This is a genomic window from Streptococcus mitis (genome assembly GCF_946188375.1).
Lineage (GTDB): Bacteria > Bacillota > Bacilli > Lactobacillales > Streptococcaceae > Streptococcus > Streptococcus mitis_CX.
Map to the genome: position 1 here is coordinate 98,145 of NZ_CAMHUS010000006.1, position 16,662 is coordinate 114,806.

Annotated in this window: 16 protein-coding genes and 1 riboswitch; of the genes, 3 read left to right on the plus strand and 13 right to left on the minus strand. The window is 38.2% G+C overall.

The genetic code is table 11. The annotated features are described in order from the left end of the window. Window positions 1–82: 82 nt before the first annotated feature. Entirely contained in the window at window positions 83–868 is a 786-nt protein-coding gene (locus N8M16_RS06960; RefSeq protein ID WP_049502056.1) for an enoyl-CoA hydratase, read from the minus strand. 209 nt (window positions 869–1,077) lie between these two features. On the opposite strand from N8M16_RS06960, the gene N8M16_RS06965 reads away from it, so the two are divergent. From N8M16_RS06965 to serS, 3 genes are all read left to right on the plus strand, one after another. Next, on the plus strand, window positions 1,078–2,442 hold the full coding sequence (locus N8M16_RS06965; protein WP_024057194.1) for an aspartate kinase: 1,365 nt from the start codon (window positions 1,078–1,080) through the stop codon (window positions 2,440–2,442). Between the two features lie 2 nt (window positions 2,443–2,444). After that, window positions 2,445–2,816 (plus strand): DUF956 family protein, encoded by a 372-nt coding sequence (locus N8M16_RS06970; RefSeq protein ID WP_000079345.1) that lies wholly within the window; start codon window positions 2,445–2,447, stop codon window positions 2,814–2,816. 213 nt (window positions 2,817–3,029) lie between these two features. Beyond that, window positions 3,030–4,304, plus strand: a complete 1,275-nt coding sequence (gene serS, locus N8M16_RS06975; protein ID WP_261069884.1) for a serine--tRNA ligase — start codon at window positions 3,030–3,032, stop codon at window positions 4,302–4,304. Between the two features lie 24 nt (window positions 4,305–4,328). Here the strand turns inward: serS and N8M16_RS06980 are convergent, their stop codons facing one another. The 12 genes from N8M16_RS06980 to N8M16_RS07035 all read right to left on the minus strand — a co-directional run bounded on the left by N8M16_RS06980 (window position 4,329) and on the right by N8M16_RS07035 (window position 16,408). Then, window positions 4,329–5,228, minus strand: a complete 900-nt coding sequence (locus tag N8M16_RS06980) for a TDT family transporter (RefSeq protein WP_261069885.1) — start codon at window positions 5,226–5,228, stop codon at window positions 4,329–4,331. A gap of 111 nt (window positions 5,229–5,339) precedes the next feature. Beyond that, the gene (locus tag N8M16_RS06985) at window positions 5,340–5,888 is read right to left on the minus strand and encodes a carboxymuconolactone decarboxylase family protein (RefSeq protein WP_261069886.1); all 549 of its coding nucleotides are present in this window, start codon (window positions 5,886–5,888) and stop codon (window positions 5,340–5,342) included. A 131-nt stretch (window positions 5,889–6,019) separates the two neighbouring features. Further along, the gene (locus N8M16_RS06990) at window positions 6,020–7,342 is read right to left on the minus strand and encodes an alanine/glycine:cation symporter family protein (RefSeq protein ID WP_227326055.1); all 1,323 of its coding nucleotides are present in this window, start codon (window positions 7,340–7,342) and stop codon (window positions 6,020–6,022) included. A 90-nt stretch (window positions 7,343–7,432) separates the two neighbouring features. Beyond that, a riboswitch (glycine riboswitch) is annotated at window positions 7,433–7,521 on the minus strand. Window positions 7,522–7,723: 202 nt separating this feature from the next. Continuing rightward, on the minus strand, window positions 7,724–9,286 hold the full coding sequence (locus N8M16_RS06995; protein ID WP_261069887.1) for a DUF6287 domain-containing protein: 1,563 nt from the start codon (window positions 9,284–9,286) through the stop codon (window positions 7,724–7,726). Between the two features lie 140 nt (window positions 9,287–9,426). Beyond that, complete coding sequence (locus N8M16_RS07000) at window positions 9,427–10,443, minus strand: hypothetical protein (protein WP_049502060.1); 1,017 nt, start codon at window positions 10,441–10,443, stop codon at window positions 9,427–9,429. A gap of 58 nt (window positions 10,444–10,501) precedes the next feature. Then, window positions 10,502–11,857 carry a PspC-like choline-binding domain-containing protein gene (locus N8M16_RS07005; protein ID WP_150922814.1) on the minus strand — a complete coding sequence of 452 codons (1,356 nt, stop codon included), beginning with the start codon at window positions 11,855–11,857 and terminating at the stop codon, window positions 10,502–10,504. A 155-nt stretch (window positions 11,858–12,012) separates the two neighbouring features. Beyond that, window positions 12,013–12,885, minus strand: coding sequence for a GIY-YIG nuclease family protein (locus tag N8M16_RS07010; protein ID WP_227326053.1), 873 nt, complete (start codon window positions 12,883–12,885; stop codon window positions 12,013–12,015). An 87-nt stretch (window positions 12,886–12,972) separates the two neighbouring features. Further along, window positions 12,973–13,434, minus strand: coding sequence for a hypothetical protein (locus N8M16_RS07015; RefSeq protein ID WP_261014410.1), 462 nt, complete (start codon window positions 13,432–13,434; stop codon window positions 12,973–12,975). Further along, complete coding sequence (locus N8M16_RS07020) at window positions 13,431–14,636, minus strand: hypothetical protein (RefSeq protein WP_227326051.1); 1,206 nt, start codon at window positions 14,634–14,636, stop codon at window positions 13,431–13,433. Before N8M16_RS07020 ends, N8M16_RS07015 begins: the two co-directional genes overlap by 4 nt. Continuing rightward, the gene (locus tag N8M16_RS07025; protein ID WP_227326050.1) at window positions 14,637–14,945 is read right to left on the minus strand and encodes a hypothetical protein; all 309 of its coding nucleotides are present in this window, start codon (window positions 14,943–14,945) and stop codon (window positions 14,637–14,639) included. Further along, window positions 14,945–15,355, minus strand: a complete 411-nt coding sequence (locus tag N8M16_RS07030; RefSeq protein ID WP_247947688.1) for a hypothetical protein — start codon at window positions 15,353–15,355, stop codon at window positions 14,945–14,947. Before N8M16_RS07030 ends, N8M16_RS07025 begins: the two co-directional genes overlap by 1 nt. A 9-nt stretch (window positions 15,356–15,364) precedes the next feature. After that, the gene (locus N8M16_RS07035; protein WP_227326048.1) at window positions 15,365–16,408 is read right to left on the minus strand and encodes an SPFH domain-containing protein; all 1,044 of its coding nucleotides are present in this window, start codon (window positions 16,406–16,408) and stop codon (window positions 15,365–15,367) included. Between the last annotated feature and the right edge of the window lie 254 nt (window positions 16,409–16,662).

A 16,662-nucleotide genomic window follows, 5' to 3' on the forward strand; every position in this document is an offset into this window, starting at 1 on the left:
CTCCTTTTCAAAAAAACTTTTAGAATCAAAACATTTGACAAAAGAATTATATCAAAGTTCAAAGAATGGTGCAAGTATTTTTTTATTTTCCTGTAAATTTAGGTCTTCTTCTTTCCGAATGAGCCCGAACTCCCTCTTTGAAATCCTCTGTTTTCGCTAGTGACCCCTGTAGGTTCAGTTCTAAAGTAGCGTAACTCTGCCAGTCTTTAAATTGGCTCTCCCAAACCAACTTCTTGATGGCTGTATAGGAATTAGCTGACCCGCGTCTCAATTTTTTAAGGAGCTGTTCTCTCGTCTTTTCAAGTTTATCAGCTTCACAGACACGGTAAACCAGCCCCCACTCTAGAGCTTTTTCTGCGTTCAAAGCCTCACCTGTCATAGCTAATTGAGCAGCACGCGTCACACCAATACTTCGACTCAAGAGATGAATTCCTCCTGCATCCGGAGCCAAACCAACTCCAACAAAAGCTTGGATAAATTTAGCCTTATCCGTTGCCAGACAGAAATCTGCAGCAACAGCCATATTCGCTGCGGCACCTGCAACAGCCCCATCAACCTCCATCAAGACAGGTTTAGCAATTTGCTTGATTTTATAAGAAATAGTATTGACCAATTCTGCGATTTTTGTCAATGATGGAATATCATCCTCATCGACTGCTCGCTTCATCTCAACCAAATCTCCCCCAACTGAAAAGACTTTGCCATTCGCGTTGATTAAGACAAAATGCACAGCCGGATCCTCTTCTGCCAAAGTCAGAGCTTCTAAAATCTCCTCACACATAGGAATATGAAAACCATTTGCGACCTCAGGACGATTCAAGGTAAGGATTGCCAAATCCTCTTCAAGCTGATAAATAATGTGTTCCATCTGGACTCCTTTTTATTTTATAAGCAGTTTAAATTATTTTATTTCAAAAGTATATCTTTTTTAAAATCAGAAAGCAAGAAAAAATCAACTGAAAGTGTCTCAGCCGATTAGAAAGGCTCGCTTTATACTAGAAAGCATCTTATTTTCTTCATTGAAAAAAGGCTTTCTTTCTGCTATAATCGTATAAAATACTTACTTTAGGAGTTCTTATGAAGGTTGTTAAATTTGGAGGTAGCTCTCTTGCCTCTGCTAGTCAATTAGAAAAAGTTTTAAACATCGTAAAAAGCGATTCAGAGCGTCGTTTTGTAGTCGTTTCTGCGCCTGGTAAACGCAATGCTGAAGATACTAAGGTTACGGATGCCTTGATTAAATACTACCGCGACTATGTTGCTGGTAACGATATTAGTAAGAGTCAAAACTGGATTATCGACCGCTATGCTGCTATGGTTAGTGAACTAGGTCTTAAACCAGCTGTGCTAGAAAAAATTTCTAAAAGCATTCGTGCCTTAGCTACTCTTCCTATCGAAGAAAACGAATTTCTCTACGACACTTTCCTAGCAGCTGGTGAAAATAACAATGCTAAATTGATTGCTGCCTACTTTAATCAAAACGGGATCGATGCACGCTATGTGCACCCTAGAGAAGCTGGTATTGTGGTCACAAGTGAACCTGGTCACGCTCGCATCATTCCATCAAGTTATGACAAGATTGAAGAATTGACAAATACAAATGAAGTTCTTGTCATTCCTGGTTTCTTTGGAGTTACCAAGGAAAATCAAATCTGTACCTTCTCACGTGGAGGATCAGACATTACAGGTTCTATCATTGCTGCCGGTGTTAAGGCAGACCTCTATGAAAACTTTACGGATGTTGATGGTATCTTTGCGGCTCACCCAGGAATCATTCACCAACCACACTCTATCCCAGAGTTGACCTACCGTGAAATGCGTGAGTTGGCCTATGCAGGCTTCTCAGTCCTTCATGACGAAGCCCTTCTACCTGCCTACCGTGGAAAAATTCCTCTCGTTATCAAGAATACCAACAACCCTGACCACCCAGGTACTCGTATCGTTCTAAAACATAGTAGTGACAAGTTCCCAGTAGTGGGAATTGCTGGTGACTCTGGCTTTGTCAGCATTAATATGTCGAAATACCTCATGAACCGTGAGGTTGGATTTGGACGCAAGGTTCTTCAAATCCTTGAAGATCTTAACATCGGTTGGGAACATATGCCAACAGGTATCGACGATCTTTCAATCATCCTCCGTTCTCGCGAACTAACTCCTATCAAGGAAGAAGAAATCCTTCGTCAGTTGGTTCAAAAGGCTGAAGTAGACCATGCAGAAATCGAGCACGACCTTTCAATTATTATGATTGTTGGAGAAAAGATGAAGAGCCATATCGGAGTAACTGCTACTGCGACACGTGCTCTATCTGAAAATAAGATCAACATCCAGATGATGTCTCAAGGTTCTAGTGAAGTATCTATCATGTTTGTTGTCCATAAGGACCAAGAGAAAGCAGCTATTAAAGCCCTCTACAATGCCTTTTTCGGTGAAAGTAAGGAAGACTAATCATGGCCCAATCTCTTAACAAAACAGTGCTTCTCAATACGACAGGAACTTCCTACCTCTCTATAGCTGGGAAAGTTGGGAAATTCCTTGTCGGAGATCAGGCTCTGGAATTTTACCCAGATGTTAATGTCGAACAATTTATCCAGATTCCTTGGGACCATATCAACCAGATTGGGGCCAATGTCACTGGTCGCAAAATCAGTCGCCACTTCGAAGTCTTTACAGACAGAGGAAAATTCCTCTTTGCATCAAAAGACTCAGGTGCCATTCTCAAAATTGCTCGCGAAAAACTGGGTAATGACAAGGTCGTCAAACTTCCGACCCTGATTCAGACCATTGGTCAAAAATTTAAAAATCTATTTGCAAAAAAGTAGAAACTTTAGTATAATCATAACAACGGATAAGTAGGTTATCTTCTTCTTTCAGAAAGTCTGCGGGTGCTGCGAGCAGATAGGAGAGATAAGTGAAATTCTACCGTTAATAACAATTGCATAAACAATCAAGTGCACACCTGTGAAGTTGGATGGAACCGTGGCCCTGCCACTCCAACGCTTTGTCAGGTGTGCTTTTTTCATAAAGGAGTTCTTATGTTAGATATCAAACGCATTCGTACAGACTTTGATGCTGTCGCAAAAAAATTGGCTACACGTGGTGTAGATACTGCTGTCTTGAATGAAATGAAAGAAATCGATGCTAAACGTCGTGACATCTTGGTCAATGTTGAAACTTTAAAAGCAGAACGTAACACAGTTTCAGCTGAGATTGCCCAAGCTAAGCGCAACAAGGAAAATGCAGATGACAAGATTGCTGCCATGCAAACTCTATCTGCTGAAGTCAAAGCTTTGGACGCTGAATTGGCAGAAATCGATGCTAAATTGACAGAATTTACTACTACTCTTCCAAACATCCCTGCTGACAGCGTTCCTGTTGGGGCTGACGAAGACGACAATGTGGAAGTTCGCCGTTGGGGTACTCCACGCGAGTTCGACTTCGAGCCAAAAGCTCACTGGGATCTTGGTGAAGACCTTGGTATTCTTGACTGGGAACGCGGTGGTAAGGTAACAGGTGCTCGCTTCCTCTTCTATAAAGGCCTTGGAGCTCGCCTAGAACGTGCTATCTACAACTTTATGCTAGATGAACACGGAAAAGAAGGCTACACTGAAGTCATCACGCCTTACATAGTTAACCACGACTCTATGTTTGGGACTGGTCAATATCCAAAATTCAAGGAAGATACTTTTGAACTCAGCGACAGCAATTATGTCCTTATTCCTACAGCTGAGGTTCCTCTAACAAACTACTACCGTGATGAAATCCTGGATGGCAAAGACCTGCCAATCTACTTCACTGCTATGAGTCCTTCATTCCGTTCTGAGGCTGGTTCAGCTGGCCGTGATACTCGTGGCTTGATTCGTTTGCACCAATTCCACAAAGTTGAAATGGTTAAATTTGCCAAGCCAGAAGAATCTTACGAAGAATTGGAAAAAATGACAGCCAACGCTGAAAACATTCTTCAAAAACTCAACCTTCCATACCGTGTCGTTGCTCTCTCTACTGGAGATATGGGCTTCTCAGCTGCTAAGACTTACGACTTGGAAGTTTGGATTCCAGCGCAAAATACCTACCGTGAAATCTCAAGCTGTTCAAACACAGAAGATTTCCAAGCCCGTCGTGCCCAAATCCGTTACCGTGATGAAGCAGATGGTAAGGTGAAATTGCTCCATACCTTGAACGGTTCTGGACTTGCAGTTGGACGTACAGTGGCTGCTATTCTTGAAAACTACCAAAATGCAGACGGTTCTGTGACCATCCCAGAAGTTCTTCGTCCATACATGGGTGGAGCTGCAGTTATCAAACCATAAAAAATAAGGTTTAGCTATTTCTAGCTAGACCTTTTTTCGTAACCAATTCAGATAAGCGCCTAATACAAAGAGCAAAATGATTAGGCAAATAACAGTTTCAGCCACTACCAAATAATCCAAAAATGGAAGTTTCAAGATTCCCTGAGCCATCTTAAGCGAAGTAGCTGTGATAATGGTTGGGAAGGTTAAGGCTGAGAAGGCTGGTTGAAAGCCTTGTTTTAAAATATTAGGTAGACGAGTTAAAACAAAGAAAAAGAAGGATTGAGAAGCCAAAATCATGGCAATCAGGAGCCAAGTCGGTAGGCTGGCTCCTCCAACTCGAACCAGGGAAGCCAAGAGCAGAGAGAAAGGAGCACAGTAGATTCCTTCTTGTCCAAGCATGGCTAGTGGGAGCGGATGTTTCTTTAAATCACTATAAATAAGGGGATAAAGATAGAAGGTCAAGAGAAAACCAAAACTCAGGGTCGCATAGGCAATCTCGATAATGCCTACCAGTGGATAAGTCAAGGCTGCCACTGCTATCCCCACATAGAGAACCGTCCAGCTCGGTGTCGCATTGACTCTCTTACCTGGACAGGCAAATTTGATGGTGAAACCAACAATCAAGGCCAAATCCAAGAGAAATGAAAACCACCAGATTCCTTGCGCAACCAAAGGAAGATGAGGAAACACGCGAAAGACATAAGTCGATAAAATCATTCCAGCCATGGGGAAAGTAGCCATTCCTGACAAAAGAGGGGGCTTGGTCAATTCTTCTTTGGTTTCCTTCCAATTAAGCAGATGAAAAATCAGAAAGAATATCCACAAAATCAAACCTGACATACTCAGTATATGTGACAGCACTGGCAACATATCTAAAACGAGATTCCCAGCTCCTGCCAAACCTAACAAACAACCAGAAAATACTAAGGGGAGTTTTTTCATCCTAACCTCCAATAATTATGTTAGTTTCAGTATAGCATAAAAGCGCTTAAATGAGGACTTAAAAAAACGAAGTCCGTTGATTTCAGACTTCATTTTTTGCTCAGATATGAATTATGCATAAGGTTGCAATTCTGGGTTAATAGGTGTATTGGCTAGGTTGTTGGCATAGTTACAGAGACTTGCTAGGCTGACACCAAGGACTACATCCAAGGCATTTTGGTGGATATAGCCAGCTTCTAGAAACTCAGCCAAGGCTTCATCTCCTACACGACCCTTGGTATTGATAACTGCCAAGGTAAACTTAGCTAGGGTGTCCAATTTAGGATCTGTTTCAATTGGAGTACGATTGCGAAGGGCTTGAAGCAGGTCATCATTCATCTGGATTTGTTTGATTGAAAAGGCTGTGTGACCTGCGACACAGAAGGCACAACCATTAGTTACGGCTGCCGTGATTTGCACCACTTCGCGCTCAACAGGTGTCAGGCTATTGCGGCGGTTGATAGCTCCGACAGTTCTGTAGGCTTCTAAGGCAGTAGGTGCATTAGCCAAGAGACCGATTAGGTTGGGAATATAGCCATTGTTATCTTTTTCTACTGTTTCAAGAACTTCTTTCACTTCTGCTGGTGCTGATTCTACTGTATGAATTGTAAATGTTGTCATTATAAAACCTCTTTTCATTTTGTTGAAACCTAGTCTATCACAGATTCTATACCTTGCATAATATATATTTTAAATTGCACCGATAGAAATTTTTTATGAAATCAAAAAATCACACGCGATGTGTGATTTCATTATTTATTAAAATACTTTTTAGTCTCAGCAATAACAACTGGTGATAAAACCAAGAGAGCAATCAAGTTTGGCAAAGCCATCAAGGCGTTGACGATATCTGCGATAATCCAAACCATATCCAACTCGATAAATCCTCCCAGCAAGACCATGAGCACAAAGACCACACGGTAGAGCCAGATAAAGCGAACACCGAAGAGAAACTCGAAACAGCGCTCTCCATAATAGTTCCAACCTAAAATTGTCGTGAAGGCAAAGAGAACAAGGAAGATGGTCAAAAGGGCAGGTCCAAAGTGTGAAAAGACTGTTGAGAAGGCTGACTGAGTCAAGGCAACCCCATTTAAGTCGCCGCTCCAAACACCAGTCACCAAGATGGTCAAACCAGTCAAGGTACAGATAATGAGGGTATCAATAAAGGTTCCTGTCATGGAAATCAATCCTTGCTCTACTGGTTCATTTGTCTTAGCCGCAGCTGCTGCAATGGGAGCCGAACCCAGACCAGATTCGTTCGAGAAAACACCTCGCGCCACACCATTTTGAATAGCCATTCGAATGCTAGCGCCAGCAAATCCACCTACCGCAGCAACTGGACTAAAAGCCGATGTCAAGATTAAAGCGATTGTAGCAGGGATTTTCCCAATATTAAAGAAAATAACTGTAAGAGTTCCCAAAATATAAATGATAGCCATAAAAGGAACAACAGTAGTTGAAACCTTTGAAATGGACTTGAGTCCACCAAAGACAGCAATCGCTACAAAGACAGACAAAACAAGAGCCGTGATGGCTGGCGAAATAGTCGTTGTATTTTGGATAGATTCTGTTATCGAGTTGACTTGGGTGAAGGTTCCGATTCCCAATAGGGCTACTAAGACACCTGCGATAGCAAAAAAGATGGCAAGTGGTCTCCACTTTTCTCCCATACCCAAAAGTATATAGTGCATGGGACCTCCTGCAACAGCACCGTTATCGTCTTTAGTCCTGTATTTAATAGCTAATAAACCTTCCGCATACTTGGTTGCCATTCCAAAGAAAGCCGCCAGCCACATCCAAAAGAGGGCTCCTGGTCCACCGACCTTGATAGCTGTCGCCACCCCGATAATGTTTCCCGTACCAACTGTCGCTGCTAGGGCTGTACACAAGGCCGCAAAGCTGGATACATCCCCGTGCCCCTTATCCTTGATAAAAATAAGCTGAAAGGCTTTGGGCAGACGCAAAACCTGCAAGAGTCCTAAACGGGCAGTTAGGTAAATCCCTGTTCCGACCAAGAGAATCAAAAGGGGTGGGCCCCAAGCAAAAGCATCAATTGATTTAAGCAATTCTAACATTTCCTTCTCCTATCTTTTCAACCCCAAAAGAAAGAGCACATGCAAGATACATGTACTCTGGAATGCTTAGATAAATGCTAAAAAGCGGTCTATCCTAGCTCTGTCCTTTTACCTGAGAGTTTGAGCAGTTGCCTGCCTTGCCCCTTCGGTGCCTTTACGGTCTCTCCAGAGTTCCGTCCATTTACAGTCATGGAAAATCAAACGATTCGCCACTTCTATTAAACTTCATTCGGTGTTGGTATTTAATTGATTCTTATTTTACAAAAAATGTTGTCTTTTGTCAATGGATTTTGGGAAAATCTTATTTGACTCTGTAGAAAAAGATTGAGCATTCCCATGTGCGTGAGGTGCTATTAATTATTAAATCAATCTGTGTCACTCTTATTCCACACGATATAAGAATTGTCTTGGATCACCATGTAGCGGAAATGCAGCATGGAAGATGATTCGATCTTTACTAATATCCGAAGCATCCGTGACCAACTCACCCCTAGATGTCCCATCCGGTATTCTAACACCTGCTGGTACGAACTGAATAAAGATTCCAAAGTCTGGTGCTGAATAACGAGCTCGTAAAAAACCATTTACAAATTCTGATTCTGTAAGGTCAACTTTAAATCCCTCTGGTTCTATCAAGCCATCTTTACTAAAGACCAAGTCTTCTCCTCCATGACCATTACTCCATCTTCCCTCAATACTAGAAAAATCTCCATTTTTGATGGCGTTTATATCCATTTTCCCTGAAGCTGTTTTGCTAGTTGAAGATGCTGTTGCAGCAAATTTTTCTGTTACAGATTTCCAAGTCAGACTAGATAGATTCATTCGAGCACCTGGACTGACTTCATCCTCTGTCTTAGCTTCTTTAACCTTCTCTAGCTTGTCCCCACTACTATTCAACTTCCAAATGGTATGAATGGTTTGTGGATCTCCTGCGAACGGGTTCCACTGGGTATAAAGCTTCCCATCTTCTAGGAGATAGGCCTTAAAGCGTGTTCCAAGCATCTGCATTTTATTTTTAGCATTGGTGAGGCGAATGACTTTCTGATCTTTGAGTGTAAAAATATCTAAAATCTCACTACCATTTTTCGAAGAGACAATCAATTCATCAATACCATTTTTATCCATATCAACCATTGCATAGGTAAAGGCTTGACTGCGTTCTGCCATTCCTGCATAGATATTAGCAGTTGGATTGATGTTATCCTTAACCTCTGACTTATGGTCTAAAATAAATTCATAATCCTTCAAAATGCTATTATAAGGACTGTAATCTACACTTGGTTTCCCCTTATCTGCACTGCTTCCTCCTGGAAGTTTATCTGAAACTGACTTCCAGCTTAAGGTCTCTAGAGAAATGGGCGAACCGACCCCAAGATCTGCTAGTTCTTGAGCTTCCTTATCCTTTACCAAAGACTGGCCATCTTCACTAAATTGGTAGTGAGCATAGATGTGACTCGTTGCTGTACCAGCTCCACGATAGAGCAGAGAATTGTCTGGAAGGATACCGACCGTCATTCTCTCACCAATCTGGTCTAAACGATTTTCTTGATTGGTCAAACGAATCACCTTTTCGTCTTTCAGCGTACGAATATCAAGTAAACTCTTTTCGCCACTCTTCATTTCAAGAGCAAGTAAAAGTTCATCGACTCCATCATTATTCAAATCCGTCTTGTGGTAAACCACATCTGTATAAAAGCCTTGAGAAGACTTCACTTGACTAGCCAGAGGATTGACATCCATACCTGTCGGCAAGGTGCCTTTCGCTACTTTTTCATAGTCATCCAAAACTTTATTATAGGAACTGTAGTCTATCTCTGGAGTCGCTACAGATGTTTCTGATGTTGAATCAGATGGTGTTTCTGCGCTTTTGTTCCAAGGTAAATACTGACAGCCTCCTAGAACTAGTGTCAGTGAAAGTGTTGTGGTTAATAGTAACTTTTTCATATTTCTCCCTTATCTAAGAGAAAGGAACCAGCCTATGCCAATTCCTTTCGCTATTTTTAGTGTATCAAAATGTTGCCTATAAACAAATTATTTTCCGTTTCTATTTATTTGTTATAAGCCATTTCTCACAAGCTATCATTCTAGCGAACCCACTTACCTGAACCATCTACTGTGTAGCCATCTGGGGTATGTTCGTTAACCGCCATCTTACCATTTGACTTGAGATAGTAGTCACCTACCCATGTGTTACGGGCGTAACTTCCTTCTGATGTTAGGTAATAGTAAGATTGGTAGCTACTATCATAGATCCACTCACTCTTAGCCATTTTACCATCTGATTTGAGGTAATAACTTCCAGACCAAGTATTACGCGCATAGCTACCCTCTGCTGTCAAGTAATAGTAAGAGCTGTAGTTATTGTCATAAATCCACTCGCTCTTAGCCATGTAACCACCTGATTTAAGATAGTAGTTGCCTGACCAAGCATTCTGAACAAAGTTACCTGAAGCATTTAGGTAGAAGTATGAATTGTACTGAACATCAAAAATCCATTGATTCACTACTTTCACACCAGCTTTGTAGTAAGAAGAACCTGACCAGCCAGTCTGACCTGAGGTTGAGTTAGTAGCTTGTTTTGGAGCTTCAGTTGGTTTTGGTTTTTCTGTTTCTTTAGGAGTTGAAGAGTCTAGAGGATTGACATATTTTTGATCTTTAACAGTGAATGTTGCTGATCTACCACTAAACTTATGCAAGGTCTCTCCTTCTTTACTTTCTCCATGAAATTGTAAGTAATATTCACCATCTGGAACATTTGCAAAATTAGTCCAATCTTGCTTTGTAATCGGAACAGATGATTTATCAAATCCTTGATTGAAAGTATCTTTTCTAGGAATTTGCCCTGTCTTTGCATTTACAATATCTGCATATATATATACAGAATATTTTACAGGTACATTTTCAACAGTCATATCCACATAGATACTTTTATTTTCTGAACCTGGTGTAATTTTATAGTCCACCTTATGATTTTCAATTTTGGTAATTTCCGCATGCACTGTCTGCGCTGAAAAAGGTAGAACTCCTGCTGTATCAATTGTTGACAATACTCCGACTGTTGAAAGTGCCAAAGCACATACTAATAATTTCTTTTTGTTCATGTTATTCATTTCCTTTATTTTATTTTTAATATTTATTTGTTTAAAAACTATCACTCATCTATCCGACAAAACGATGGTTCTTCACACGAAAGACAACAGATTGTCCATCGTATACCTTGCCATCTTGTCCTTTTCCTTTGATAACAAAGCGATAACTGCCATCTGGAGTGGCACTAAAGAAGTGACGAGTTTGAAAGGCACGTAGACTTGGATTATAGGTCACAGTAAACTGAGTTTGTGTAGAAACTGAACCTGTATTTGCATCAACTAAGGCAAAATCATAGTCTACTTTATAAGATGAAGATGGAGTGCTAGGTAGAGCGATATCGATATAAGTCATAGCATCATTGACATGATAAAGGCTTATTCCTAATGATGTTGCTTGTGAACTGCTTGCTGTATGAGTTCCCTCAGAACTAATCCACTTGCCTGAGCCATCAACTTGATAACCATCTGGTGTACGCTCATTCACTGCCATCTTTCCATTTGACTTGAGATAATAATCACCTACCCAAGTATTACGAGCATAACTGCCTTCTGAAGTTAAGTAATAGTAAGAACTGTAGTTACTGTCATAAATCCACTCACCTTTAGCCATCTTACCGTTTGACTTGAGGTAGTAATCACCCACCCAAGTGTTACGAGCATAGCTACCTTCTGTTGTCAAATAATAGTAGGATTTGTAGTTGTTATCATAAATCCACTCACCTTTAGCCATCTTACCATTTGACTTGAGATAATAGTTGCCCACCCAAGTGTTGCGGGCATAGTAGCCATCTGAGGTTAAGTAATAATAAGCTCCATCGTTCTTATCATAGATCCACTCGCTTTTAGCCATGTATCCACCTGACTTAAGATAGTAAGCACCCTCCCATGCATTTTGAACATAATTACCTAAAGCATCCAGGTAGAAATAGGAATTATAGTTCTTATCGAAAATCCACTTACTAGTAACTTTAGTACCATTTTGGTAGTAGGACGAACCTGACCAGCCATCTTTTTGACTTGTTGTCGATTGGTTAGAAGTCTTTGGAGTTGAAGTAGCTGTTGTCTTACCAGTCAGGTTCTTAACAGCCTCTTTAAACTCTTCTACAGTCCCCTTCCACTCTATGTAATTGGCACCAGACTTATTCTCATTAGCTATATAATTACGAGCAGATTCTTCGAAATAAGATAATTCTGGAGTGGTTTTTGTAGCCCAAATAATGGGACGATTAGCAGTACCTCTCCAATTTTTAAATACTTCTGAACCCTTCGGAACAAGAATATAGTATTTTGCAGATGGATTAATAGTCTGGGTGTCAGCCTGCACCGTTTGTACTGAAAAAGGTAGAACTCCTGCTGTGTCTACAAGAGTGACCAGACCAAATGTTGCAGCCGCTAGGCTGGTTACTAAAACTGTTTTTGACTTCATTATCAAAAACCTCCTTTAAATTTTTATTATTTACACTTACAGTAAGGGATGGACTCTGCTATATTTATGAAAAGAGTATCTATGTTTACCTTTACTTGATTTTTAAACTAACTTTTTATGAAAGGGAACTATACTTACCACTAAAAATTATTCTTTTAATTTTCATTGTAGCCAAAATCACGAGTCCTTAAAATTTCTTTCCACCAGTTTTCCCTCTCTATTACTTCAGCTTTAAGAGTTTTATTAGAAAAAATTTCTAAAATTGTATATATAAAATTCTTTTCAAAATATTCCCCACCTTTTTCTTCATACAAAGCTCTCAAACCTTTATTACCACCGTGATAGCTATCAACATAATTTGCCCAACGCCCCCATAACTTTTGCTCTCCATACGCAGCCCCAACATATTTTTTACCTGTTTCCTTATCAACTTGTAAATAAACTGCATTTAGATTTCCCAAAGCCGTTCTCCAAGATGGATTTCCGTTAGAAATAATCCCTTTTAATTCTGGATAAGTCAAACATACATTTTCATATCCATTAAAGTTTTTAGTATCAATTTTTCTTTCTAATATTGAGTTTAGAGTAAACCATTCTAATGAATCTTCTAATCTAAATCTAAAATGTTGTGATTTGGTAGGTCTTACCATTTTCATAATTAAACGCCCATTCAATCCTACTTCATCAAATTCAGAGACAGGAATTAAATTATAAAAGGTAGTCGTAACGCCATCTTTTTCAACTTCATACGTACTCGGTTGTGTAAAAACTCCCACAAACAACCATAATTTATTTTTTAAATCATAAGGAATAAAATGAATAGTATACTGCCTATCCATAACATAATTGAAACCTGGTGTTTTTCTTTTTCTGTTGCTGTCATGAAGAAAACCAATCTCTTGTAATAAACGATCATGATTTAAAGCAAATAATGTATTCGTATCAATTCCAAACTGGTCTATATTATCCAATTTAATATTAAATTCAGTTAAATCATCAATTCCTAATAATGTTTTTAAATTAAGCATATTTTATTTCCTTTCACTATATTCTCAACTTAAAGAGCCTCCTAAGATTTTCTTCAAAAATAGTTTTAGATTTATATTATTTAACCTTTAGGTTACCTCAAAAATTCCCCCACAATATTCACACGTTTTAAAAGTTCCTATTATACCTTCTGTTGGTGTGTGACATGTTGGACAGTAGAATCGTTTTGCAGTTAGACGATAATCTGTTTCTTTTCGCATTTCATTTCCTTGATCTACAAGAACATCTTCGTTTCGATTTTCATACTCTAAAACTGTTTTTAAACTTGTTTTGTATTTTTTCATGGTTGGTGGTTTTAGCAATAGAATGAATGAAATTACTAAAAAGATAAAAAATAACCCAAATAAAAACTGAATGAACAAATTGAACGTGGAATAGTAAAAATTCAAAAATTGATCCTCACCTTTCCGTTCCAATAAGGAAGTACTTTCTTGCAGTAAAATTTGGCATAATTTAAGACCATTTACAAAGCATATTATGAAGATAGGAGGATAAATAAATTTTGTTATAACTAAACGATAGCGTTTCATCTATTTCTCTCCTTTCTAGAAAGCCAACAACCACAATAATCGCAACTTTCACCTTGACCCAATTCCAATAAATTTCCTCCACCACAAGATGGGCAAATTACAGGATATGTAGTTTCTGTAATTTCGTGTTTATCAAATATTTTAAATAGGGCTTCAATTTGTTTTTTAGTTTTAAATTCCTCTTCTTGCTTAGATTTACGATAAGAGTGAATAATTATCATTACCAAGGAAATAATATACCAAGGCCCCAGAAGATAAATTAACTTAATTGCCCACTCTCTTATATAATTACCGTCAAGAGTCAAACTAAAACACAAAATAACAAGAATTTGTGATAAATTGTGAGCAAGTAGATAATCCAACTTCAAGAATTTTTTAACATTTTCTCGAAAAATCCATATAAGAATTAGAGATAGAATTGAAAAAGGAACATTGGGAAAAGAATAAAACAACATTGCTATTGGAATAGGAATTCCGATGGTATATCCTAAAAATATTGAAGCTAATATTTTTAGGATATATAAGTTTTGCGAATCATAAATAGCCGCTACTATAATAGTACAAAAAATTGTACCAATGTTTACAATAATCCAATGTTTAATATTTACCCAACTTATATGCAACATATCCGAAACTAAAAGTAATTTTCTTTTAGTTTTATCATCTTCCTTTACCTTATTTTGAAGAAAGATTTTTCCTAAATAGTAGAGAAAATAAATGAGATAGAGTGGCAATATCCTGTAGATAACTTTTAAAAATAATACTTTTTCACTTGAAAAATCACTAACAAACACAATTACTATACTTACTAAACTCACTACACATATTAAAAGTGCATATTGAATATATTTTAGATTCTTTAAGGCAAAACAATCTAAAATATTTGTTTTAATTTTTACTTCTAATGGTTTGAAAAACAGATATAGTAGAGAAAAAATAACATAAGTAATCTCCGGAGCACCTAATATCAATACTAAAACAGATAGAATAGGTGTATAGGATAAAACCCTTTCCGATTTCACTCGAAAAATTATGAATAAAATTTTTAACGTCAATAAAAATATAAATGGAACGATACTCATTCTTAGAATACTTGGTTCTTCTATATGTCGTACAAAATCATATAATGACAGAAAAGAAGAAAGTAGAATTAAAATCCATTTATATAAGCACCGCCAATTTATATTCAATAAATCAGACACTTACTTTTCTCCTTTCTTTTGATTAATAAGGTACTCTTTATACTGTGCTTTACCATTATATATATTATCTAGTGCTTTTACTTTTATTTTAATTTTTTCTAATATTCCGAAACTATAAAAAATAAACATAGATAAAGCAAAACCAGTTAAAGAAAATAGAACAGGACTAGAAATAAAAAATTTCATATATAAAGGCTCCACATCGGTAGTAAGCGTCATTACTAATATTTCAAGTACAACCGCCATAACAAATATTGCACTCGTCAAGCCCATAAATAGCAAACTTAATGATCGAAATACTTGATACATTAATAATCTCCCGTTTTAGGTTTAAAAACATTCTCTGCATTTTCTGAGAAAGCTTCTGCTCGTCCTTTACGATAGTGACTATCTGCTGCTGTTAAAGAACCTATAATAGCCACCAAACCGATTGCTAACACTTCAATAATCCAAAATAGAAAACTGGGTAAAATCTGTACTAGAGGCATCATGAAAACTTGCCCAAGTACCCAAATTGCAGTAACTACATTGATAGGTAGCCAATCTGTAAACTGACGCTTGATAACCATTTGTAAGAAAAAAACAAACTCTGCTATGACTAAAAATCCCAAAGCAACATAGTATAAAGAAATAGATAGATGAGGAATTAATAATCCTAAAATAATTGTAGTAATAATTGTCACAATTCCTGCTACATAAATCCAAATATTTTTACTCATATTCTTCTCCTATCTTGCTTGACCACAATTGGAACAGAATTTAGCTCCGTCTGAAAATGCAGTCCCACATTGACTACAAAACTTAGCTAAACCGATTTCTTCATTTGAAGCTGACTGATTCTGATTTGGCTGTTTATCTGATGATAGCGCATTTCCCAGAGTTCCCATCAAATTACCAAATTGGGCTCCCAATCCAAGTCCCATCGATATCCCCATTCCAGCTCCCATTAGATTCCCAGCAGATCCTTCATTTTGTGCTGCTTCTTCTAAAACATCAAATTTACGCTCTTCTTGGTAAGTGTAACCTTCAATGTCACGACCTGCACGTTTACCTTTGGAAGTTAAAACTCTTTGATGATATTCAAAGATGTCCTTATAACCTTGACTATCTTGATTCACCTTCAAGGCTTCAATGTTAAATTCTTCAACACTAATCCCATATTTAGAAAAATGATTGGATAAAATTTTTGATAATTCAAGAGCTATATCATAGGTGTGCTTTTCAATATCAATAACTGCAATCTTATTGTTATAAACCACCTGAGAAACAGCTGAATTGATAATTCCTATAGCAGCTTGTCTAAAGCGTTTTTGAAAGACGTCAGCTGTAATCATATCTGGATGGCTTGGCATAAACTCTAAGATAAAAGCTTCCAAATCTACAATTCTTGGAATAAAGTTTCCATACGATTTTAGCTCAACAGGAATTTGACTTTCTGGATCTCTAACCAATATCGGTGACGGAGTTCCCCATCCAATTGGTTGTAAATCGTACATATTAACAAACCAAAGGAAGGAAGAATCTGGTGATACACCCCCACTAACAAAGGATTTCAGCCCAGTCAGAAACTGAGTATTGTTCCCATCAATCTTATGTTTACCTTCCTCATAACTTTCAACAGCTCGACCATTCGAAAAGAAAACAGCTCGTTGACCAGGATTAACAATCAAAGTTGTTCCTGGTTTCATATTTTTATTAGGATGTCGCCAAGCTAGTACATTCCTAGTATCTTCTCCTTCATACCGAACAACTTCAAATATATTTAATGCCATATTTATCTCCTTTTCATAACAACTTGTTTAGTAACGCTCTATTATTTCGTAGAGGCATTTAACAAATTATAATTATAAGTAATCTCCTTTTAAATCTTATTGTTTACGGTTACAGTATAGCATGCTATTTACCTTATTTACTAAAAGCGTATCTATATTTACCTTTATTGAACAATTTGGGGGGGGGGGGGGGGGGGGGGGGGGGGGGGGGGGGGGGGGGGGGGGGGGGGGGGGGGGGGGGGGGGGGGGGGGGG

Bases quoted from the DNA above. Each gene is read 5' to 3' on its own strand.
- N8M16_RS06960 (WP_049502056.1), bottom strand. From the start codon at position 868: ATGGAACACATTATTTATCAGCTTGAAGAGGATTTGGCAATCCTTACC.
- N8M16_RS06965 (WP_024057194.1), top strand. From the start codon at position 1,078: ATGAAGGTTGTTAAATTTGGAGGTAGCTCTCTTGCCTCTGCTAGTCAA.
- N8M16_RS06970 (WP_000079345.1), top strand. From the start codon at position 2,445: ATGGCCCAATCTCTTAACAAAACAGTGCTTCTCAATACGACAGGAACT.
- serS (WP_261069884.1), top strand. From the start codon at position 3,030: ATGTTAGATATCAAACGCATTCGTACAGACTTTGATGCTGTCGCAAAA.
- N8M16_RS06980 (WP_261069885.1), bottom strand. From the start codon at position 5,228: ATGAAAAAACTCCCCTTAGTATTTTCTGGTTGTTTGTTAGGTTTGGCA.
- N8M16_RS06985 (WP_261069886.1), bottom strand. From the start codon at position 5,888: ATGACAACATTTACAATTCATACAGTAGAATCAGCACCAGCAGAAGTG.
- N8M16_RS06990 (WP_227326055.1), bottom strand. From the start codon at position 7,342: ATGTTAGAATTGCTTAAATCAATTGATGCTTTTGCTTGGGGCCCACCC.
- N8M16_RS06995 (WP_261069887.1), bottom strand. From the start codon at position 9,286: ATGAAAAAGTTACTATTAACCACAACACTTTCACTGACACTAGTTCTA.
- N8M16_RS07000 (WP_049502060.1), bottom strand. From the start codon at position 10,443: ATGAACAAAAAGAAATTATTAGTATGTGCTTTGGCACTTTCAACAGTC.
- N8M16_RS07005 (WP_150922814.1), bottom strand. From the start codon at position 11,857: ATGAAGTCAAAAACAGTTTTAGTAACCAGCCTAGCGGCTGCAACATTT.
- N8M16_RS07010 (WP_227326053.1), bottom strand. From the start codon at position 12,885: ATGCTTAATTTAAAAACATTATTAGGAATTGATGATTTAACTGAATTT.
- N8M16_RS07015 (WP_261014410.1), bottom strand. From the start codon at position 13,434: ATGAAACGCTATCGTTTAGTTATAACAAAATTTATTTATCCTCCTATC.
- N8M16_RS07025 (WP_227326050.1), bottom strand. From the start codon at position 14,945: ATGTATCAAGTATTTCGATCATTAAGTTTGCTATTTATGGGCTTGACG.
- N8M16_RS07030 (WP_247947688.1), bottom strand. From the start codon at position 15,355: ATGAGTAAAAATATTTGGATTTATGTAGCAGGAATTGTGACAATTATT.
- N8M16_RS07035 (WP_227326048.1), bottom strand. From the start codon at position 16,408: ATGGCATTAAATATATTTGAAGTTGTTCGGTATGAAGGAGAAGATACT.